Here is a 19692-nt window from a genome sequence, read left to right as displayed (position 1 = left end):
GCGCCTAGACGGAGGCCTGGCCGAGCATCAGCCGCTTCAGGTGGGACGGAGCGACCAGGGTGCAGTAGTGCTGCCCGCGGAAGGACTCCGGCAGCAGCACCCACGACCACGGCGCCGACAGCGCCTTGGACGGCAGGTGCAGCTTCCCGTCCCACCAGGCGACGTAGGCGACGGGGAAGTCCATCAGCCAGTCCCAGCCGGTGAAGCCGGGGAAGTCGCCGTCGACGACCACGTTCTCGGGACGGAAGCGCGCCGCGGCCCGCTCCGCGGGGCTGAGGCCCGCGGCGACCTGCCGGAGCGTCTCGGCGTTGACCACCGAGCAGGCCTGCTCGGGGCCCGCGACGGCCTGTCCGTAGACGGCCTGGAGATGGTCGGCGGTCTTGCCCTTGCACCTGATCTGCTCGGGCAGCGTCCCCGCCTCGTCCTCGTAGGTGACGTAGGAGCCGGTCGTCAGCGGGCTGACCTGCGGCTTCGACTTCTCGAACGACGCCTTGTCGGGATAGTCGACATTGGTCATCGTCCCTCCGGCCGCCGCGAACTCCGCCTTGTGGACGTTCGCCACCTGCCCTTGCGCCCGCAGGCACAGTTCCGCCGCTCCGGATCCCTCGGCGGCGGCCGGGCCCGCTCCGACCGTCAGCGCCCCCACCACCGTCCCGGCCGCGACCATCGCCCGTCCAGCTCTCAGTACCACCGTGCGCTCCCGTCTCTCGCTCAAGCCCTCACCATAAGGGAAACAGCGTTTCCAAAACAGGTCTCCCGTGGCGGGAAAACGGGACGGCCCGCCCCCTCGGTGAGGAAGGGCGGGCCGTGCGGCGCTCGGGCGGGCCGTCAGGCCGGTGCGAGGAGGCGGATCAGAAGGTCGTCCAGGCTGATCAGCCCGGTCGGCGTGCCGTCCGGGGCGTGGACCAGGGCGAGCTGGCTGTGCTGCTCGCGCAGCAGCGCCACCGCGTCCGCGACCCCGGTGCCCTCGGCCAGGGACGGCACCGGATGGGCCTTCGACTCCGGGTCGTAGGCACTGCCGAGGGCCCGGGCCAGGTGGGCGTCGCGGGCGTGGACGAGCCTCGGCAGGACGGTCCCGTCGGCGGCGCGGAGCAGCAGGCGGGTGTGGCCCGTGCGCCGCGCCGTCGCGATGACCGCCGCGGCGTCGTCCCGGACGGAGACGGTCGTGACGTCCGCGAGCGGAGTGGTGATCTCCTCGACCCCCGCGTTCGGGGCCGCGAGTGCCCGGCTGAGGACGTTGCGGTCCGCCTCCTCGATCAGGCCCAGCCGGCGCGACTCCTCGATGAGATGGCCGAGCTGCTCCGGGGTCCGTGACACCTCGAAGGCGTCGCGGGGATGGACCTTGACCAGGCGCAGCAGGGTGTTGGAGATCCCGTTGAGCAGGGTGAGAACCGGCCGGAACAGCTTGGTGAAGCCGCGGAACGGCAGCGCCAGGAGCGTCGCCGACCGTTCCGGGTGGGCGATCGCCCAGGACTTCGGCGCCATCTCTCCGATGACCATGTGGAGGAAGGTCACCAGGGCGAGCGCGATCGCGAAGGAGATGACGTGCGAGACACCGGTGGAGAGCCCGACCTGGTGGAAGAGCGGGGTGAGGACCGAGGCGATCACCGGCTCGGACACCACGCCGAGGCCGAGCGAGCACATCGTGATGCCGAGCTGGGCCCCGGCGAGCATCAGCGACAGCTCGCGGATGCCCGCGACGGCGGAGGCCGCGGCGCGGCTCCCCTCCGCCGCGGCCTGTTCGAGCCGGGGCCGCTTGGCGGCGACCAGCGCGAACTCCGCGGCGACGAAGAAGCCGTTGCCGACGAGCAGCAGGAGGGTCAGGAGCAGGCCGGTGGCGAGGTTCATCGCTGGTCCTCCGCCAGGACGGGCTCGCCGCGCAGCCGGATCCGTTCCGGGACGTGATGGTCGATGGTCAGCACTTCGATGGAAATGTCGGTGTCCGGTCCGGTGAGATGGATGAGGTCCCCGGCCCTGGCGAGGCGGCCCAGGCGGTGCTGGATCAGCCCGGCGACGGTGTCGTAGTCGCCCTCGGGCAGGTCGACGCCCGTCACCTGGGCGGTCTCGTCGATGCGCAGCCCGGCGTCGAGGTGCCACCAGCCGGAGCGCTGGAGGGCGAGCGGATGGTCGAGGTCGTCCTCGTCGGCGATCTCGCCGACCAGTTCCTCGGCGACGTCCTCCAGGGTGAGCATTCCGGCGAAGCCGCCGTACTCGTCGATGACGCAGACGACCTCATCGCCGCGGTCGTGCATCTCGGCGAAGACGTCCGGGAGCGCCAGGCTGCCGGGCAGGACGATCGCGGGACGCGCGATGTCGCGGGCCAGGACCTCCCCCTCCCGCTCGGGCGGGACGGGCAGGAGCTCACGGAGCCCGACGACGCCCATGATGTCGTCGACCCGGTCGCCGAGCACCGGATAGTGGGTGTGACCGTGCTCGGCCATCACCTTGTTGATCTCCGTGACGGTCGCCGTCGCGGAGACGGTGACCACGTCGACGCGGGGGATCATCGCCTCGTCGGCGGTGTGGTCGGAGAAGACCAGGGCCCGTTCGAGCAGGTCGACGTGCTCGTGGTCGAGGTGCTGCTCGGACTCGCCGATGATGTGCCCGAGCTCCTGGAGCGTCGCCCCGTGGTGGAGTTCCTCGACGGGTTCGACCCCCACGGCCCGCAGCAGGCGGTTGGCCGCGGAGTCGAACAACTTGATCAGCGGGGCGGCGACCCGCAGGTAGAGCAGCGTGGACGGGGCCAGGATGCGGGCCAGCTCCTCCGGCTTGGCCATGGCGAGGTTCTTGGGCAGCAGCTCGCCCAGCACCATCTGGATCACGGTGGCCAGCGCGAAGCCGAGCCCGAGGGCCAGCCCGTCGACCATGCCGGAGGAGATGCCGAGCGGTTCGAGCAGCGGGGAGATCACCTCGGCGAGGGCGGGCTTGGCGATGAAGCCCACGACCAGTGTGGTGACGGTGATGCCGAGCTGCGCGCCGGAGAGCATGAACGACAGCCGTTCGAGCACCCGGACCGCGCGGGCGGCCCTCTTGTCCCCCTCGTCGGCCGCCCGGCGCAGCGCCAGCCGGTCGGCGGTGACATAAGCGAATTCCTGCGCCACGAAGTATCCCGTGGCGGCGGTCAGCACGAAGACCGCGACAAGACCGAGCGCGACCGTCATCGGCTCGCCTCCCGAGCTCGCGGTCGCCTGCGTCTATGACCGGGGTCCGAACTACCGGACACCAGCGCTCCTTTCCTGAAGACGTGTTCTGACCTGCCAACGAACCATGACGATCAGAAGTTGCACCAAGATCACCCTAGCGGAACGGGCCCCGCTCGCCGGACGCCTCGACGAGATGGCGGGTCCGGTTCAGCAGGCTCCGGCCCAGGCCCCCTTCGGGCTCGGCCTCGGGACCCGTCTCGGTCCTGGGCGCCAGGAAGGGAAGGATGCCGATCGGCACCGCCACCGCGATGATCACCGCGACGAAGCTGATCCCGAGCCAGTAAGGCAGGAGTTCGGGGAGGACGCTCGCACCCCAGGTGACCACTCCCTCGTAGATCACCACTCCTACGATCTTCACCAACGTGCCGACAAAGCCGCCCATGGCCACAAACGTTCCCCGAACGGCCGGGCCAAACCGGTGGATCTCGCGCGGGATCACCGGTGGATCACGCCTCGGCCCGGGCGCACCCGCCGGGACGCCCGCCGGTCAGGAGCGGAAGGCGAAGCGCGGAAGCGGCGGGCCGCCGTCGGCGAGGTCGGCGACGAGCTCACCGAGGAGCGGGGTGAACTTCGCGCCGTGGCCCGAGCAGGCGGAGCACACGATGATGTCGCCGCTGCGGTCGATGACGAAGTCCTCCTCCCGCACCCAGGTGTAGAGGCAGGACGTCTCACCGGCCGGAACGGGGTCGAGCCCGGGAAGCCACCGCGCCACGTAGGCAGTGACCCGTTCTCTGGCGGCGGGATCGACGACGAAGTCCCTGGCCTCCGCGGTGGTCGGGGTTCCAGGAGAGTGCTCGCCGATCTTCATCAGCGGCCCTTCGGGAAGGGCGTAGATCAGGTCACCGTCGTCGCTGTCGTGGACGAGCGTCGGCCACGGCCTCCCGGGGCCGGGGCGGAAGTAGAACGCCTGCTGCTGGCCGACCGTGAGCGGGAGGAGCCCGGCCAGGTCCGGCAGCAGCGGCACCGTCCATCCGCCGGCGGCCACGACGACGGTGCGCGCGTGCCGCACGCCCTCGTCGGTGTGCAGGAGCACCCCGTGCCCGTCCGGCTCGAGCCGGCGGACGGGGGTCTCGTAGTGGACCCGGGCGCCCGACAGCGCGAGGAGGGCGGCGATCGTCCGCTCGGGGTCGAGGACCCCGCACTCCGGGTCGAAGACGACGGGCCCGTCGAAGACCACGCCCGGACGGTGGGCCGCCGCCTCGCCCGCCGTCCACAGCTCGGCGGCGACGCCGTGCTCGCGGAGCAGTTCCACCAGCCGTGCGGGCTCACGCGCGGAGCCGTGGTCGAGGCCGCCGGTCACGGTCAGCAGCCGTTCGCCCGACTCCGCCTCCACCTGGTGCCAGAGGGTGCGGGCGCGCCCGGTCAGCTCGATGTAGAACGGGTCGAGATAGCCGCGGCGGAAGATCCGGGCACTGCCGTGCGAGCTCCCGTTGCGATGGCCGGGAGCGAAGGCCTCGAAAACCGTCACCGAACGGCCCCGGCGGCTCAGCGCCCGGGCCGACGCCGCCCCCGCCAGCCCGAGCCCGACGACGGCCACGTCCATGCTGTCCATGCCCCGATCATCTCAAGGGCGGATTCACCAGGTGGAACCGCGGGCGAGCAGAACGTCCCGGACGAGCCGGACGTGCGGATGGATCTGAGCGCCGACCCGCTGCGCCAGGTAGGCGGTGTTGATCGGCGGATCGTCGGGGTCGAGCAGCCGGACCAGGGTTCCCGCGTCGAGTTCGGCGGCGCACAGGTAGTGCGGCAGGACGGTGGCCCCCGCCCCCGCGACGGCCGCCGACAGCACGGCCCGCAGATCCGGGACGACGATCGCGGGGTCCGCCGCCAGCCGGGCGCCGAAGACATGCCGCCAGTAGCGCCGCAGAATCGGCAGATCCTCGGCGTAGGAGAGCAGGGGGACCCCCGCGAGCAGGGCGGGGCCGCCACCGTCCGGCGGCACCTGGCCCAGCCGGTCCGCCCAGGAGGGCGCGGCGACCAGCACGAACTCCTCGTCCATGAGCGGCTCGGCCAGCAGGCTCCTGCCGCGCGGGCGGACCGCCGAGACCACGAGGTCGAACCGGCCGGACCGCAGCCCGTCGAGCAGCCCGTCGGCGAGGCCGGACGTGACGCGCAGCCGGACGCCCCGGCCCGCCAGCGGGGCCAGCGCGGGAAGGGCCAGCACGGCCAGCATCTCGGCGGGGCCGCCGAGCAGCACGGGCGGAGCGGGCGCGGGTTCCTCGCGGGTACCGCCGCCGGCGATCGCCTCGAGGGCGTCCATCGGCCCGGCCAGCCGCGCGGCGAGCTCGTCCGCGGCCGCGGTCGGGGCGACACCACGGGGCAGCCGTTCGAACAGCGGCCGCCCCAGGCTCTTCTCCAGCGCCTTCAGCTGGGTCGTCACGGTGGGCTGCGACAGGCCGACCAGCCTGGCGGCGGCGGTCAGGGACCCGGCGCGGTAGACCGACAGAAAGGTCCGCAGCTGGGCGAGATCCAGCGATCCATTGGTATTCCTATCGATCACATCGGTCAGTCTATTTTGCGGCTTGAGCCTTCCGGCCTAGCGTGGAAATCCGGAAACCTTAAGGAGACAGCGATGTCCAAGATTCTCTTCGTGGTCACCGGCGCCCGCCACTGGACTTTGAACGACGGCACCGAGCACCCGACCGGCTACTGGGCCGAGGAGCTGCTCGCCCCGTTCCGCGCCTTCACCGGGGCGGGTCACGAGGTCGTGTTCGCCACCCCCGGCGGGGTCGAGCCGGTGGCCGACCAGGGCAGTCTCGCCCCCGAGGCCAACGGCGGCGAGGACCCGGCGCCCGGCCTGGCCGCCATCTCCGGGCTGGCGAAGCCGCTGAAGCTCGAGGAGGCCGACCTCGGCGACTACGACGCGGTGTTCTACCCCGGCGGCCACGGCCCGATGGAGGACCTGGCCGTGGACTCCGCCTCCGGCGCCCTGCTCACCGCCGCGCTCGAGTCCGGCAAGCCCCTCGGCGTGGTCTGCCACGGTCCGGCCGCGCTGCTGGCCGCCAGGAACGCCGACGGCACCTCGCCGTTCGCCGGAAGGAAGATCACCGCCTTCTCCAACGAGGAGGAGCGGCAGGCGGGCCTCGCGGCCAAGGCGCCCTGGCTTCTGGAGGACCGTCTCAACGAGATCGGCGCCGACGTCAGGACCGGCGCCCCGTGGACGCCGCACGTGATCGTCGACCGGAACCTCGTGACGGGCCAGAACCCGATGTCGTCCGCGCCGCTCGCCGCCGAGCTGCTGAAGAAGCTGGGCTGACCCCGTCCCCGCGGACGGCCGCGCCTGCCGGGGCGGCCGTCCGGGTGAGACGATGGCGGGGATGACCGGTAGCGGGGCGGCCGGGGCCGCGAGGGAGCGCGTCGAGGCCGTCGGTGACGACCTCGGGGCGCGGCTCGGCCTGGCCACCGCGTTCTACCGGGACGGGATCGAGCGGTACGGGCGGGCCGAGCTGGGCTTCCTGCGCTGGGAGATCGCCCGCGGGGTGCTGGACCCCGCCGACGGCAGCCCCTGGTGGCGCGCCGTCAACGACAGGCTGTTGCGCGACAAGACCGAGGCGGCCCTGCTGGAGGCGGGGACCCGCGGCCCGGCCTCGGGGCCGAGCGTCGCGTTGTGGCGCCGGTTCCTTCGCGCGCCCTCCCCGGCCGCCTGGTACCTCGCCCACAACTCCAGCATCGTCGGCGGGTACCTCGTGCACGAGGACCTCGCCGAACGGGAGCTGCCCGCCGAGCGATTCATGATCAACGTAGCGTTGCTGCGGGTCCTCTACACCCATGCCCTGGTGGCCTGGCCGCGCCTGGCGCTGGGACGGCTCGCCGCCCTGGGACCCCGGCTCGGTGATCCGCGCGGCCGGTCGGTCGGCGCGTTCCTCGACCTCAGGAACTCCTTCCCGCAGGACTACCCCCTCACCGGCGGCACCGTCACGGACGTCGCCCGGCAGGAGGGCGTCCTCGCCCAGATCCTGGACCACGGCGTGATCGTGCCGCGGCTGCGCAGGCTGTACGCGGTCGCCGCGTCCGAGCTGCCGGAACCGCGTCTCGCCGCCCTGCTGCGCCCCGATGGCGTGCCCTGCTACGCCGATCCCGCCATCGACGGCTCCGTCTTCGTCACGCCGAGGCGCCTGGCCCGCGTCGCGACCCTGGTGACGGTGCCGAGATGAGAATGGGGCCTCAGCCGAGGGAATCCAGCCAGGCGTTCAGCCGCTCGCCCTCGCGGCTCATGATCGTGGGATCGCGCAGGACGTTCGTGAGCACCGACATCCCCTGGTAGGCGGCGATGAGGCTGATCGCGAGCCCGGCGGGATCGTGCTGCCCCATGGCGCGGAACTGGCTCTCGGTCCAGTCGAGGAGGAGGCGGAGCACCCGGGCGGCCTCCTGGTCGAGGCCGCCCTCGCGCTTGTCGAGCTCGGTGGCGAGGGTGCCGAAGGGGCAGCCGTAGCGGGCGGCCAGGTCCCGCTGCCCGATCCACTCCCCGACCAGGGTCTTGAGCCGCTCGCGCGGGTCGGACAGCTCGTCGAGCGCCGCCGTGGTCTCCGCGAGCCCCGCCGCGTGCTCGGCGAGGGCCGCCTCGATCAGCTCGTCCTTGGTCTTGAAGTAGTAGTAGACGTTGCCCACGGGCACCCCGGCCTCGCGCGCGATGTCGGCGATCGTGGTGCGTTCCACGCCCCGCTCGTAGAGCACGCGGGCGGAGGCGGCCATCAGGCGCTCCCGCTTCCCGGCCTTGCCCCGGGCCCGGAACAATTCTGAGTCAGTCACCTGACTCACTATAGACAAGCCGCTTTCCGGGCCGCTAGCCTCCGCTTTAGTCAGCTAACTAACTAACTCAAGGAGAACCCCCGTGGATCACGCGATCCCCTCCGCCCTGGCGGACCAGCGGGGCAGGCTCGTCCTCGCCCTGCTCTGCCTCGTCGCCTTCCTCGACTTCGTCGACGCCTCGATCGTCAATGTGGCGCTGCCCGCGATGAGCGAGGACCTGGACTTCTCCATCCAGGCCCTCCAGTGGGTGCCGAGCGGCTATCTGCTCACCTACGGCGGGTTCATGCTGCTCGGCGGCCGCGCCGCCGACCTCCTCGGCCGCCGGCGGGTGCTGCTGGCCGGAACATCGCTGTTCGCGGTGGCCTCGCTGGCCGGCGGGCTCGCCACCGCGGCGGGCGTCCTGGTGGCGGCGCGGCTCGGGCAGGGCGTCGGGGCGGCGATGATGCTCCCCGCCGGGCTCTCCCTGCTCACCACCACCTTCCACAGCGGCGCCGACCGGGCCAAGGCCCTCGGCGCCTGGGGCGGGATGGCCGGGCTCGGCTCGGCCGCGGGCGTGCTGTTCGGCGGCCTGCTCACCGAGGGGCCCGGCTGGCGCTGGGTCATGTTCGTCAACCTTCCGGCCGCCGCGATCGTGCTCGCCGGCGTGCTGCTCCTCGTCCCGGACGACCGGCGGGAGGGCAGGCTCGCGGTGTTCGACCTCCCGGGTGCGATCCTGTCCACGGCGGGGATGCTGCTGCTCGTGTTCACCCTGATCAAGGCACCCGACACCGGCTGGGACTCCGCCCGGACGATCGGCGGGCTCGCCGGGGCCCTGGTGCTCCTCGCCGTCTTCGTCCTCAACGAGCGCCGCAGCCCCCACCCGCTGCTGCCCCTGTCGCTGTTCCGGATCCGGGGTCTGGCGGCGGCGAACGTCACCCAGCTGCTCGGCATCGCCGGCTTTCTCGCGATGTTCTTCTTCCTGACCCTCTACATGCAGGAGGTCCTCGCCTACTCCCCCATCACCACCGGGCTCGCCTATCTGCCGGTCACGGCCGGGGTGGGGCTCGCCGCGGGCGTCACACCCAAGCTGGTCGGTTCGGCCGGCACCCGGCCGGTGATCGTGGCCGGCTCCCTGGTCGCCTCGGCCGGAGTGGCCCTGCTGGCCCGGATGCCGGTCGGCGGTTCCTACCTCACCGACCTGCTGCCGGGGCTGCTGGTGATGTCGTTGGGGCTCGGCGCGGTGTTCGTGTCCGTGACGACCGCCGCCAACGCGGGCGTCCCCGCCCACCAGGCCGGATCGGCCGCGGCCCTGCTCAGCGCGTCACAGCAGCTGGGCGGCGCGCTCGGCCTGGCGATCCTCACCGCCATCGCCACCTCGCGCACCGGCCATCTGCTCGCCGGGAACGCCTCCCCACAGGAGGCCCTGACGGGCGGATTCCGCCACGGCCTCCTGGCCGGCGCCGCCTTCCTGGCCGTCGCCGCCCTGGTCGGGCTGCGCGCGGCCGACGTCAAGCGGGAACCGGCCCCCGAGCCCACCGCCGCTCTCGCCGCCTAGCCTTAACCCTCTTAGCCCTCGACCTCGGACCGGTCGCCGGACCAGAGGGTGTGGAAGGAGCCCTCGCGGTCGATGCGGCGGTAGGTGTGCGCGCCGAAGAAGTCCCGCTGGCCCTGGGTGAGGGCGGCGGGGAGTCTCTCGGCGCGCAGCGCGTCGTAGTAAGCCAGGGCGGCGGAGAAGCCCGGGGTCGGAACGCCCTGCGTGACGGCGGTGGAGATCACGTCGCGCCAGTCGGGCTGGGCCTCGGTGATCTCCTTGGCGAAGCCCGGGTCCGACAGCAGGCTCGGCAGGGCCGGGTCGGCGTCATAGGCGGAGCGGATGCGGTCGAGGAACGCGGCGCGGATGATGCAGCCCGCCCGCCAGATCGCCGCGACCTCGCCCTGGTCGATGTCCCAGTCGTACTCGGCGGCCCCACCGGCGATCTCGTGGAATCCCTGCGTGTACGACACGATCTTCGAGGCGTACAGCGCCTGCTCGACCTTGTCGGCGAAGGCCTTCGCGGCCTCCGGGTCGAGCCGGGCCGGCGCCGGCCCCGGCAGGTCGCGTGAGGCGGCCCGCAGCTCGGCGTGGCCCGACAGCGACCTCGCGAAGACGGCCTCGGCGATCCCGGAGACCGGGACGCCCAGGTCGAGGGCGATCTGGACGGTCCACCGCCCGGTGCCCTTCTGCTCGGCCCTGTCCTGGACGACGTCCACGAACGGCTTCCCGGTCGCGGCGTCCACGTGGGAGAGCACCTCCGCGGTGATCTCGATCAGGTAGGAGTCGAGCCGCCCGGTGTTCCAGGTGCGGAAGACCTCGGCGATCTCCGCGGGCTCGTAGCCGCCGACGTCGCGCAGCAGCTGGTAGGCCTCGCCGATCAGCTGCATGTCGGCGTACTCGATGCCGTTGTGGACCATCTTGACGAAGTGACCCGCTCCATCGGGGCCGATGTGGGCGACGCAGGGCGATCCGTCGGGCGCTTTGGCGGCGATCCTCTCCAGCATCGGCCCGAGCGAGGCGTAGGACTCGGCGGAGCCGCCCGGCATGATCGACGGGCCGTTCAGCGCCCCCTCCTCTCCGCCGGAGACCCCGGTCCCGACGAAGTGGATGCCCTGCTCGCGCAGCGACTGCTCGCGCCTGCGGGTGTCGGCGAAGTGGGCGTTGCCGCCATCGATGATCACGTCGCCGGGCTCCAGCAGCGGAGCGAACTCCTCGATGACGGCGTCGGTCGGGTCACCGGCCTTCACCATGATCACCAGTCGCCGCGGCCGTTCGAGCGCGTCGACGAACTCCCGGGCGGACTCCGCGGCCACGAAGGCGCCCTCGTCTCCGAACTCCTCGACGAGGGCGCGGGTCTTGGCGGCGGTCCTGTTGTGCACCGCCACCGTGTAGCCGTTGCGGGCGAAGTTGCGGGCGAGATTGCGTCCCATCACCGCGAGGCCGGTGACGCCGATCTGCGCTGAAGCGGTCATTCCGGATGCTCCTGTCAGTAGGTGATCTCCACGTCCTACCCCGAAGCCGGCCCTGGCCACCGGCCGGATGGTCCAGGTACGCACGGGCAGGACGAAAAGCTCACCCCCGGCTACGAACCCGGCACCGGCTGGGGCGGGACCGGGCCGACGTACCGGGCGGCCGGACGGATGATCTTCGAGTCGGCGGCCTGCTCGAGGATGTTCGCGGACCAGCCGACGACGCGGGCGGCGGCGAAGGTCGGGGTGAACATCTCGCGCGGCAGGCCGGACAGCTCCATGACCACCCCGGCGTAGTACTCGACGTTGGTGTGGAGTTCCCGGCCGGGCTTCAGCTCGGCGAGGATCTCCACGACCCTGCTCTCGACCTCGACGGCGAAATCCACGAGCGGGCCGCCGAAGGACAGGGCGATCTCCCGGAGCAGCCGCGAGCGGGGGTCCTCGGTGCGGTAGACGGCATGACCGAAGCCCATGATCCGCTCGCCGCGCAGGACCTTCGCCCGGATCCACGGGTCGATGCGGCCGGGAGCGCCGATCGCGTCGAGGGTGTCGAGGGCCCGGCTCGGCGCCCCTCCGTGCAGCGGGCCCGACAGGGCGCCGAGCGCCCCCACGACCGCGGACGCCAGGTCCGCCCCCGTCGAGGCGATGACCCTCGCGGTGAAGGTCGAGGCGTTGAAGCCGTGGTCGATCGTGGAGATCAGGTACTGCTCGATCGCCCTGGCCCGCCGCGGATCCGGATCCTCGCCGGTCAGCATGTACAGGTAGTTGGCGGCGCACGGCAGGTCGTCGCGCGGCTCGATCGGCTCGAGGCCCTGGTTCAGCCGGTGCAGGGCGGTGAGCAGGGTCGGGACGACGGCGCTGATCTCCAGGGCGTCCCTGACCCTGCGCCAGTGGTCGGTGTCGTAGACCGGGCGCAGGCCCCTGGCCGCTCCGACGAGGGTGAGCGCGGCGCGCAGGCCGTCGAGGGGGCCTCCGCCCGCCGTGGCGCGGGCCAGCCCGGGCAGCAGCGCGGCGACCTCGGCGGGGACGCGGCGCAGCGGCGCGATCTCGGCGGCGAACCTGGCCGCCTGCTCCGCGCCGGGCAGCTCGCCCTTGATCATCAGATGCCAGACGTCCTCGAACGTGCGCTTCTCGGCGAGTTCGACGGCCGAGTACTGGCGGTAGTGGAAGAAGCCCTCCAGCCCTCGGACGTCTCCGATCTCGGTCTCGGTGACGACGACTCCGGCCAGGCCCCTGGGTGCGATTGTCTGCATGGAATCAACATGTATCAATATATTCAATATTGTCAATGTGTCCTAGGATTCATCTCGATGAACACCAACTCAGCGAAGCGGCTGACGACCCTCCAGGTGGCCGAGCGCCTGGGGGTCAAGGTCGAGACCGTCTACGCCTACGCGAGCCGCGGCCTCCTGCGCAGCGCCCGCACGCCCGGCAGCCGGGGCAGCACGTTCGACGCCGCCGAGGTGGAGCGCTTCGCCGAGCAGGGGCAGCGGACCGTCAGGGGCACGGGGTTCACCGAGGACTTCCCCCGCATCGACACCACGATCACCCGGATCGAGGACGGCCGGTTCAGCTACCGCGACGCCGACGCCGTGGACCTCGCCGCACGCCTCGGCTTCGAGCGGACCGCCGGCTGGGTCTGGACCGGACGGCCCGAGCTGCCCGGCGGCTTCACCGCGCTGCCCGCCCAGATCGAGGCCGTCGACCGGGTCGGCGCCGCGATGCCCGCCTCCTCGACCCTCACCGACCGGATCAGGATGGCCGTGGTCACCGCGGCCGCCGCCGACCCGCTCCGCTACGACCTGCGGGCCGAGAGCGTCCTGTCGGCGGGCCGGGCCATCGTCGCGGCGGCGGTCCGCGGCGTCTGCGGGCCCCCAGCGCCGATCGAGGCGCCGATCGAGGCCCCGATCGCGGAACGGCTGCGGTCGGCACTCGCCGAGGACGCCGACGACCGGTTCGGACCCGTCATCGACCAGGCGCTCGCCCTGCTCATCGACCACGACCTCGCCGTCTCGACCCTGGCCGTCCGGGTCGCCGCCTCCGCCAGGGCCCATCCGTACGCGGTGGTCTCGGCCGGCCTCGGCGCCCTCGACGGCCCCCTGCACGGGGCGGCCGCCGGAGAGTGCCACCGGATCCTGTCGGACGTCATGGAGCGCGGTGACGCCACGGCCCTCGTGCCCGAGCTGCTGCGGCACGGCCGGACGGTGCCGGGCTTCGGCCACCGCCTCTACCCCCAGGGCGACCCGCGCGCCCGGGCCCTGTTCCGGCTGCTCGAGGACGTGCCCTCCTCGGACCGGGCCCTGCACGCCGCGCGGCGGCTGACCGAGGTGGTGGCCAGGGACACCGTCGACTCCCCCAACGTCGACCTCGCCCTCGCCACCCTCTGCCTGGCCGGCGGGATGGTCCCCGAAGCCCCGGAGGCGATCTTCGCCGTCGCCAGGGTCGTCGGCTGGATCGCCCACGCCCTCGAGGAGTACCGCGAGCCCGAGCTGCGGTTCCGGGTGGTGACCGCGCATGGACAAGGCGGCTAGGGCGGGACGGATCAGGGCCGAGGCGCTCGGGGTCTTCGCCGCGAAGGGCTACTCGGCGACGGCGCTGGCCGAGATCGCCTCCGCCGCGGGGATCACCAGGACCAGCCTGTACGAGCACTTCGCCTCCAAGCGGGAGCTCTACATGGCCGTCCTGCGCGAGCAGACCGAGGCGGCCGTCGCCTACGTGAGCACGCGGGTGACCGGGGACGGCACCCCCGAACAGCGGATGCGGGCGGCCGTCGACGCCTACTTCGCCTACGCCGAGACGAACCCGGCCGCCGCCCGGCTGCTGTTCGACCGGAGCCGTGAGGGCGACCCCGAGCTGCGGGAACTGCGCCGCGAGGTCCGCGACGGCGGCATCGAGGTGGCGCGTGTTCTGCTCACCGCCGATCTCGCCGCCGTCGGGATCGACCCCGAGCCGCCGAACGGCTGGGCGGCGGTGGAGGTGATCGTGTCGGCGCTCGACGGCGGCATCCGCTGGTGGGACCGGCACCCCTCGACCCCGCGCGCCGATTTGGTCGACGCCGTGATAGCCACGCTCAAGGGCGGTTTCGCCCCGGCCTGACGCTCAGACCTCGAGTCCCGTCCACAGCATGCGCATCGCGATCGCCGTGATCTCCTCGTGGGAGAGCCCGTCGTGCTCCTCCCACCAGCGGGCCAGCCCGTCGAGGCCGGACAGGAACACCTCCGCGCGCAGCCCCGCGGCGTCCGAGCCGGGTTCGATCCCGATCCGCAGCAGATCCGGGCCGAGCAGCAGCGCGAGCGTCCTGGTCCTGGACTCGGCGATCCCGTGCCGGACGATGCGGATCTCCGGATCGTCCTCGGGCGCGACGTCGAACAGCAGCCGCCGCCCGGACCGGCACGCTCGGGCGTAGCGCAGATAGCCCTCGACGACCGCGGCGATCCGCCCCCGGGTCCCCGTGTGGCCCGCGAGGCCGACGCCCAGCGCGGCCAGCACCGCGACATGCTGCTCCTGCAGGACCGTCAGGTAGAGCGCCCGCTTGGACGGGAAACGGTCGTAGAGGATCGACCGGTTCACCCCGGACGCCTCGGCGATGTCGGCCATCGCGGTCGCGCGGTAGCCCTTCTCGGCGAAGACCTCGAGCGCGGTCCCCGTCAGGTCGGCGCGGCGCTGCGCCGGGGTCATGCGCCGCCGCGCCGCCACCTCCGGATCCCCTTCGCGCAGGCCCTCCACACGGGAGAGTCTATTTCGTGGCCGCGGGCTGCTGCTCCGCGGTGATCGGCTTGCCGGACGGGTCGACCATCTTCTCGTCGAGCGCGCCCGCCGAGGTCATGTCGGTGACCAGCCAGTGGCCCCTCTGCTTGATCAGCTTGAGGTCGAGATGGGTGGCCGTGGTCCACTTCGTCCAGGCCTTGGTGTGCATCTCGGAGTCGACGATGACCACGGCGGCCGCCAGGTTGCCGTTGATCTCACCGACGTAGACCGAGCGGACCCTGGCCGTCGACCTCGCCTCCAGCTGCTTGATCGACGGGACGACGCCCGCCTCGAACTGGGTGCGGTAGGACTCGGCGAAGTCGCCGGTGATCAGGCTGGTGACGGCGTTCTTCGCGGCGTCGACGTCGCGGTGGTCGTAGCTGAGGAACCTCGTGCCGAACCGGTCGGCGGCCCGCTCCACCGCGGCGCGCTCCGCCCGCTCCCCCGCCAGCGACCGCCACTGCCAGCAGCCCAGCACCGCCAGCACGGCCAGGGCCGCCACCAGAGCACCGCTGATCGCCCGGCCGGGCGAGATCCGCCGCCGCCACCCCTTCGCCGCCTCGGCGACCTCGGGCTCGGCCGCCGCCTCTGCCTCGGGCTCCTCGGCCGCGGGCGCCTCGGGCTCCTTGGCCGCTTCGGGTTCCTCGGGCGCCTCGGCCTCGGCCTCGGGGAGCTCTTCGGTCTTCGTCTTCACTGTCATGGTCATCTCCTGCGGTTGCGGGCGTTGCGGACGAAGGCGGTGAGGGTGCCCGACCCCGCCTTGACGAGGACGGCGAGCGCGAGGATCGGCGGCAGGTAGACCAGCCAGCCGGACGGCCCGAGGGCGGAGCCGCCGCCGGAGTTCGTCACCGCGACCCCGGTGGGCCCCGAGGCGGCGGGCGTCGCGGGGGCCGGTCGCGCGCCGGCCTTCTCCGCGGCCGTCCCGGGCGTCCGCGCGGTGGGCCGGGCGGTCCCGTCGCACGTCGGGACGGCGGGCACCGTGGGCACGGCCTGGTTCCTCTCGAACTCCACGGCCGGCTTCGGGCTGAGCAGGGTCACGACCACGTTGGCGCGCAGGACGGGCTTGTCCGCGGTGCCGCCGCTCACGTCGTTCAGCACCTTCACGAGGGCGGGCGCGGCAGCGAGCGTCCTGTCGAGGTCCCTGGCCCGGGCGGTCGAGAACACCTCGGGGAGCGCCCCGCCGACCGCGTCGAGCAGGCAGCCGGCCTGCGGCATCGCGTCGAGCAGCCCGTTGAGGTCCTTCAGGGTTCCGGGCGCGGTGTCGCGCAGCTTCGCCAGGTCGTGGCGCAGGTCGGCGAGGGCCGAGGTCGTGGTGGCGAGGTCGTCGAGGCCCCGGGCCAGCCGGGTGCGCTTGGCGGCGTAGGTGTGGGTGATCTTCGCCAGCTCGCGGTAGGTGGTGTCGAGCTCCGTCGCGTGCCCGGCGAAGGCCGAGGTGAGCTGGTCGGCCCCGTCGAGGATCTCCGCCAGAGACTCGCCCCGGCCGTTCCAGCCGACCGCGAGCTCGTGGACGAGCTTCCTGGTGTCCTGCGGCGACAGCAGCCGCAGCAGCTTGAGCGTGCTGCCGAACAGGTCGTTGTAGGACAGCGGCCGGCTCGTGCGCTCGACGGGGACGACCGCGCCGGGAGACAGGAACGGCCCGGTTCCCTGGTCTCCCGGCGCGGGCTCGAACTCGACGTACGGCTCGCCGACGGCGGACTTGCGCCGGGCGGAGGCCGTCGCCGAAGCGGGGACGCGGGCGTCGTGGTCGACCTCGAGGTCCACGACGACCTTGCGGTCGGCGAGCCGGACGGCCCGCACGGTGCCGATCCGCACACCGAGATAGGCGGCGTCGAAACCGGGCCGCAGCCCCGGTGAGGTCCCGAACTCGACGGTCACCCGGTAGGGCTCGTCGGTGAGCTTGAGCTTGAACAGCCCGAACGCCGCCCACACCACGACGACGGAGGCCAGCAGCGCGAAGACGGTCAGGTTGAGCAGGACACGTCGGTTCATCTCAGTTCCCCTCCAGCAGCGGAAGGACGAGCCCGGGCGGAACGGCCCCGGCCGCGGGCGGACGGCCGCTGCCGCCCGGCATGATCACCCTGAGGGTGGCCGAGATCAGGATCTGGCCGTCGTAGACCGCGCGCGGGAACCTCTCCTCGAACATGAGGAGCTGGTCGATCAGCCGGGTCAGCGAGGCCCTGCTGCCGCCGAGCGAGGCCAGGACGGGATCGATGCGCCTGAGCATCGTGTCCAGGCGGGCGGTGTTCGCGCCCAGCACGGTGTCGTTGGTGACCTCGGCGAGCCGGGTCAGCTTCCTCACCGTGTCCACCATCTTCTGCCGGTCCGCGGCCAGGGCGCTCGTCGTGCGCTGGATCTTGCCGGGGAGGTCCGCGTAGACCTCGTGGTTCTTCGCCAGGTCCCGGCCGAGCCGCGCGAAGTCGTCGATCGCGGCGGTGAGCGCGGCCCGCTGGTCGGCGAACACCTTCACCAGCGACGCCGAGTCCTTGATCATTTTGTTGAGCTTCGCGCCCTTGTCCGCGAAGGCCTCGGTGTAGGCGTCCACGACGCCGCCCATGTCGTGCGAGGCCAGTGCGGTGATGACGGCGCCCGCCTTGTCGACGACCTGCTCGAAGTCGGGCTGGACGCTGGTCGAGGCGAAGGAGGCACCCGACGCCATGAACGGCCCGCGCTCGAGGTCGGTGTCCTGCGGGATCGTCAGCTTGACGTAGTTCTCGCCGAGCAGCGAGGTCTTGGCGACCTCGGCCGTGGTCCCCTCGGGGACGCGGTACCGGTCGGAGATCGACAGGGTGACACGGGCCCGGTAGCCGACCAGTTCGACCTTGGTGACGGTCCCGACCCTGACATCGGCCATCTGGACCCCGTGACCCTCGACCAGTGTCTGGACGTCGTCGAAGGTGGCGGTCAGCCGCACCTTCCCCATCGGCGCTCCAGCGGTGCGCAGGGAGCAGCCCGACAGGGCCAGCACGAGCAGGACGAGCAGCACGCGTCTCATTTCTTCTTCTCCTGCCACGGGCAGTTGGAGAACGGCTCGGGCAGGCAGGGCACGGGCCCCTTGAGGCCGAGCGCTCGGAAGATGGGCTTCATCCAGGAGCGGACGAAGGCGTCGGTGGCGACGCGCAGGGTGAGGGAGTGGTGCTCGCCGTCCCAGGCGTTGGTGAGGACTCCGGCGACCTTCGGCAGCACCTCCAGCAGGTCCGCGACGGCCTTGGAGTTCGTCTTGAGGGAGAGGGCGATGTCGGTGAAGGCGGCGAGGTCGCCGGGCAGCTGCTGCCGGTAGGCCTTGATGAGCACGTCGCCGCGCCTGACCAGGCCGACGAGGGCGCGGATCAGCCGCTGGACGTCGTCGCGTTCGGAGGCGATGAGCCCCGTGACGGTCGTGAAGTCGTCGAGCAGGGCGTCGAGGGTCTTCTCCCGGCCCTTCACGACCCCGGCGAGGGTGTCGAGGTTCCCGGCGACCTTGAGCAGCCGGTCGCTCTGCCCGGCGAGGGTCCTGGTCATCGTCGCGGACTCCCGGACGACCTCGTTGAACCGTTCGCCGTTGCCGTCGAGGGCGTCGGCGGCGCGGGACACCCCGTCGCTCAGGACCTCGGGGTCGAAGGCGTTGTTGAGCTCGGTGAAGGCCTGAAGGGCGTCGTCGACCTCGACGGGGAGCTCGGTCCGCGTCCGCGGGATCACGGTGCCGGCGCCCGCCTTGGCGTCGCCGGGCTTCCAGGCGGGGAACAGGACGATGTTCCGCTCGCCGACCAGGTTCAGCGGGACGATCCCGGCATGGACGCCCTGCGGCACCGGCACGGACTCGTCGACGCTGAAGTCGACGCGGACCTGGTCGCCCTCCACCTTGATCCGGGTGACCTCGCCGACGTCGATTCCCATGATCTTCACCCGGGAGCCCTCGTAGAAGGCGACGGTCCGGTCGAAGTAGGCGCTCATCGCGTAGGTCGGGGCCAGGGGGCTGCGGCCGCCCGCGGGCAGGAGAGCGCAGCCCGAGGTCAGGAGCACCGCGACCAGCGCGGCTATGAGGCGCCTCATGGCGTCCCTCCGATGAATCCGGGGTTGAGGAGGACCGCGCCGACCGGACCCGCGTCGATCCACGGTCCCGACTCCCCCGCCCTGGCCAGGCCCTGGAAGGTCGGGGCGAGCAGCGCGAGGCTGGTGTTGAGGTCGCCGAGCCCTCCGTGCAGGGTCCGCCCCGCCAGGTGGAGGTCGTCGAGCAGCGCGGTGATCTTCTGCTGCTTGGCGGCGATGACCTTGTCGAGGGCGGTGACGGCATCGGCGCCCTGGCCCAGGGCGGTGGACAGGTCGTCGCGGCGCTTCACGAGCTCGGCCAGCAGGAGCCCGCTGGACTCCAGGAGCTGGACGAGCTGGGTGTCCTTGGCCGACAGGGCCGTCGTCAGCTTCTCGCTGTCCTGGACGAGCTGCTCGAAGTCGCCGCTGTGGGCGTTGAGGGTGGCCGTCAGGGTGCCGAGATTGTCCAGCATCCGCCGGATCTTCTGCCGGTCGGGGTACTTGAGCCCGTTGGTCTGGTCGAGGAGCTTCCTGACCGTCTTGGTGTCGATGCGCTCGGCGATCCTCGTCGACTCGGAGACCGCGTCGGTGACGGTGAACGGGACGCTCGTCCGGCCGGCGGGGATGCGCCGGTCCTTCTGGGAGTCGAGGTAGGGGGCGGACACCGGGCCGGAGAGCTTGATGTACCTGCCGCCGAGCAGGGTCGCGAGCTGGACGTCGGCCCGGGTGTTCCGGCCGAGCCTGATCCCGTGGTCGACCTTGAAGGAGATGATCACCTGGCCGTGGTCGAAGTCGGGCTTCACGTCCGCGACCCGCCCGACCGGAACCCCGGCCAGCCGGATCTCGTCGCCGCGTTTGATCCCGCCGCTGTCGGCGAAGACCGCGCTGACCATGTAACCGCGTTCGAACAGGCGCAGGCTGCCCGCGGCGAAGGCGAACGCCACCGTCGCGGCGATGACGCCGAGGCAGACCAGGGCGAGCCGCCGCTTGGGCATGTCGCGGAAGG

Annotated in this window: 20 protein-coding genes; 5 read left to right on the top strand and 15 right to left on the bottom strand. The window is 72.2% G+C overall.

The features are described from left to right. Positions 1–4: 4 nt before the first annotated feature. The 6 genes from ABD785_RS08635 to ABD785_RS08610 all read right to left on the bottom strand — a co-directional run bounded on the left by ABD785_RS08635 (position 5) and on the right by ABD785_RS08610 (position 5703). Entirely contained in the window at positions 5–715 is a 711-nt protein-coding gene (locus tag ABD785_RS08635) for a hypothetical protein (protein WP_344824366.1), read from the bottom strand. A 113-nt stretch (positions 716–828) separates the two neighbouring features. Then, complete coding sequence (locus tag ABD785_RS08630; RefSeq protein WP_344824364.1) at positions 829–1848, bottom strand: hemolysin family protein; 1020 nt, start codon at positions 1846–1848, stop codon at positions 829–831. Then, positions 1845–3161: a hemolysin family protein gene (locus ABD785_RS08625; RefSeq protein WP_344824362.1), complete on the bottom strand. Its 1317-nt coding sequence runs from the start codon at positions 3159–3161 to the stop codon at positions 1845–1847. The genes ABD785_RS08630 and ABD785_RS08625 overlap by 4 nt, the downstream gene beginning before the upstream one ends. A gap of 136 nt (positions 3162–3297) precedes the next feature. Continuing rightward, positions 3298–3543, bottom strand: coding sequence for a hypothetical protein (locus ABD785_RS08620; RefSeq protein WP_344824360.1), 246 nt, complete (start codon positions 3541–3543; stop codon positions 3298–3300). Positions 3544–3690: 147 nt separating this feature from the next. Next, positions 3691–4755 (bottom strand): FAD-dependent oxidoreductase, encoded by a 1065-nt coding sequence (locus ABD785_RS08615; RefSeq protein ID WP_344824358.1) that lies wholly within the window; start codon positions 4753–4755, stop codon positions 3691–3693. 24 nt (positions 4756–4779) lie between these two features. Next, a complete protein-coding gene (locus ABD785_RS08610; RefSeq protein WP_344824356.1) occupies positions 4780–5703 on the bottom strand; it encodes a LysR family transcriptional regulator in 924 nt (307 codons plus the stop codon). A 72-nt stretch (positions 5704–5775) separates the two neighbouring features. Here ABD785_RS08610 and ABD785_RS08605 point away from each other — a divergent pair, with 72 nt between their 5' ends. Continuing rightward, the gene (locus ABD785_RS08605; protein ID WP_344824354.1) at positions 5776–6459 is read left to right on the top strand and encodes a type 1 glutamine amidotransferase domain-containing protein; all 684 of its coding nucleotides are present in this window, start codon (positions 5776–5778) and stop codon (positions 6457–6459) included. Between the two features lie 61 nt (positions 6460–6520). Further along, on the top strand, positions 6521–7357 hold the full coding sequence (locus ABD785_RS08600; RefSeq protein WP_344824352.1) for a hypothetical protein: 837 nt from the start codon (positions 6521–6523) through the stop codon (positions 7355–7357). A 10-nt stretch (positions 7358–7367) separates the two neighbouring features. Here the strand turns inward: ABD785_RS08600 and ABD785_RS08595 are convergent, their stop codons facing one another. After that, positions 7368–7952 carry a TetR/AcrR family transcriptional regulator gene (locus ABD785_RS08595; protein ID WP_344824350.1) on the bottom strand — a complete coding sequence of 195 codons (585 nt, stop codon included), beginning with the start codon at positions 7950–7952 and terminating at the stop codon, positions 7368–7370. A gap of 82 nt (positions 7953–8034) precedes the next feature. Here ABD785_RS08595 and ABD785_RS08590 point away from each other — a divergent pair, with 82 nt between their 5' ends. Continuing rightward, a complete protein-coding gene (locus ABD785_RS08590; protein ID WP_344824347.1) occupies positions 8035–9486 on the top strand; it encodes an MFS transporter in 1452 nt (483 codons plus the stop codon). 11 nt (positions 9487–9497) lie between these two features. Here the strand turns inward: ABD785_RS08590 and gndA are convergent, their stop codons facing one another. Both gndA and ABD785_RS08580 read right to left on the bottom strand, forming a co-directional pair. Next, complete coding sequence (gene gndA / locus ABD785_RS08585) at positions 9498–10937, bottom strand: NADP-dependent phosphogluconate dehydrogenase (RefSeq protein ID WP_344824344.1); 1440 nt, start codon at positions 10935–10937, stop codon at positions 9498–9500. Between the two features lie 110 nt (positions 10938–11047). Next, positions 11048–12187 carry a citrate synthase/methylcitrate synthase gene (locus tag ABD785_RS08580; protein ID WP_344824341.1) on the bottom strand — a complete coding sequence of 380 codons (1140 nt, stop codon included), beginning with the start codon at positions 12185–12187 and terminating at the stop codon, positions 11048–11050. A gap of 57 nt (positions 12188–12244) precedes the next feature. Here ABD785_RS08580 and ABD785_RS08575 point away from each other — a divergent pair, with 57 nt between their 5' ends. Together ABD785_RS08575 and ABD785_RS08570 are read left to right on the top strand one after the other, a co-directional pair. Then, complete coding sequence (locus tag ABD785_RS08575; protein WP_344824338.1) at positions 12245–13465, top strand: citrate/2-methylcitrate synthase; 1221 nt, start codon at positions 12245–12247, stop codon at positions 13463–13465. Further along, the gene (locus ABD785_RS08570) at positions 13449–14030 is read left to right on the top strand and encodes a TetR/AcrR family transcriptional regulator (RefSeq protein ID WP_344824335.1); all 582 of its coding nucleotides are present in this window, start codon (positions 13449–13451) and stop codon (positions 14028–14030) included. The genes ABD785_RS08575 and ABD785_RS08570 overlap by 17 nt, the downstream gene beginning before the upstream one ends. Positions 14031–14033: 3 nt before the next feature. Here the strand turns inward: ABD785_RS08570 and ABD785_RS08565 are convergent, their stop codons facing one another. From ABD785_RS08565 to ABD785_RS08540, 6 genes are read right to left on the bottom strand one after another with little or no spacing between them, the layout of a single operon-like run. Next, on the bottom strand, positions 14034–14660 hold the full coding sequence (locus tag ABD785_RS08565; protein WP_344824332.1) for a TetR/AcrR family transcriptional regulator: 627 nt from the start codon (positions 14658–14660) through the stop codon (positions 14034–14036). A 10-nt stretch (positions 14661–14670) separates the two neighbouring features. Continuing rightward, positions 14671–15381, bottom strand: a complete 711-nt coding sequence (locus tag ABD785_RS08560; protein WP_344824329.1) for a hypothetical protein — start codon at positions 15379–15381, stop codon at positions 14671–14673. 2 nt (positions 15382–15383) lie between these two features. After that, positions 15384–16670, bottom strand: a complete 1287-nt coding sequence (locus ABD785_RS08555; RefSeq protein WP_344824326.1) for an MCE family protein — start codon at positions 16668–16670, stop codon at positions 15384–15386. Between the two features lies 1 nt (position 16671). Continuing rightward, complete coding sequence (locus ABD785_RS08550; protein WP_344824323.1) at positions 16672–17673, bottom strand: MCE family protein; 1002 nt, start codon at positions 17671–17673, stop codon at positions 16672–16674. Continuing rightward, entirely contained in the window at positions 17670–18710 is a 1041-nt protein-coding gene (locus ABD785_RS08545; RefSeq protein ID WP_344824320.1) for an MCE family protein, read from the bottom strand. Before ABD785_RS08545 ends, ABD785_RS08550 begins: the two co-directional genes overlap by 4 nt. Continuing rightward, positions 18707–19681, bottom strand: coding sequence for an MCE family protein (locus ABD785_RS08540; RefSeq protein ID WP_344824317.1), 975 nt, complete (start codon positions 19679–19681; stop codon positions 18707–18709). The genes ABD785_RS08545 and ABD785_RS08540 overlap by 4 nt, the downstream gene beginning before the upstream one ends. Between the last annotated feature and the right edge of the window lie 11 nt (positions 19682–19692).

The sequence above is a fragment of the Actinocorallia longicatena genome, assembly GCF_039534125.1.
GTDB classification, from domain to species: domain Bacteria; phylum Actinomycetota; class Actinomycetes; order Streptosporangiales; family Streptosporangiaceae; genus Actinocorallia; species Actinocorallia longicatena.
Note: the sequence above shows the minus strand (reverse complement) of the source record. Positions and strands in the feature narration are given on the sequence as shown.

What these genes read in the sequence shown, in the direction of transcription:
- ABD785_RS08630 (WP_344824364.1), bottom strand. Translation starts at nt 1,848, where the DNA reads ATGAACCTCGCCACCGGCCTGCTCCTGACCCTCCTGCTGCTCGTCGGC.
- ABD785_RS08625 (WP_344824362.1), bottom strand. Translation starts at nt 3,161, where the DNA reads ATGACGGTCGCGCTCGGTCTTGTCGCGGTCTTCGTGCTGACCGCCGCC.
- ABD785_RS08615 (WP_344824358.1), bottom strand. Translation starts at nt 4,755, where the DNA reads ATGGACAGCATGGACGTGGCCGTCGTCGGGCTCGGGCTGGCGGGGGCG.
- ABD785_RS08605 (WP_344824354.1), top strand. Translation starts at nt 5,776, where the DNA reads ATGTCCAAGATTCTCTTCGTGGTCACCGGCGCCCGCCACTGGACTTTG.
- ABD785_RS08600 (WP_344824352.1), top strand. Translation starts at nt 6,521, where the DNA reads ATGACCGGTAGCGGGGCGGCCGGGGCCGCGAGGGAGCGCGTCGAGGCC.
- gndA (WP_344824344.1), bottom strand. Translation starts at nt 10,937, where the DNA reads ATGACCGCTTCAGCGCAGATCGGCGTCACCGGCCTCGCGGTGATGGGA.
- ABD785_RS08580 (WP_344824341.1), bottom strand. Translation starts at nt 12,187, where the DNA reads ATGCAGACAATCGCACCCAGGGGCCTGGCCGGAGTCGTCGTCACCGAG.
- ABD785_RS08575 (WP_344824338.1), top strand. Translation starts at nt 12,245, where the DNA reads ATGAACACCAACTCAGCGAAGCGGCTGACGACCCTCCAGGTGGCCGAG.
- ABD785_RS08570 (WP_344824335.1), top strand. Translation starts at nt 13,449, where the DNA reads ATGGACAAGGCGGCTAGGGCGGGACGGATCAGGGCCGAGGCGCTCGGG.
- ABD785_RS08560 (WP_344824329.1), bottom strand. Translation starts at nt 15,381, where the DNA reads ATGACAGTGAAGACGAAGACCGAAGAGCTCCCCGAGGCCGAGGCCGAG.
- ABD785_RS08555 (WP_344824326.1), bottom strand. Translation starts at nt 16,670, where the DNA reads ATGAACCGACGTGTCCTGCTCAACCTGACCGTCTTCGCGCTGCTGGCC.
- ABD785_RS08550 (WP_344824323.1), bottom strand. Translation starts at nt 17,673, where the DNA reads ATGAGACGCGTGCTGCTCGTCCTGCTCGTGCTGGCCCTGTCGGGCTGC.
- ABD785_RS08545 (WP_344824320.1), bottom strand. Translation starts at nt 18,710, where the DNA reads ATGAGGCGCCTCATAGCCGCGCTGGTCGCGGTGCTCCTGACCTCGGGC.
- ABD785_RS08540 (WP_344824317.1), bottom strand. Translation starts at nt 19,681, where the DNA reads ATGCCCAAGCGGCGGCTCGCCCTGGTCTGCCTCGGCGTCATCGCCGCG.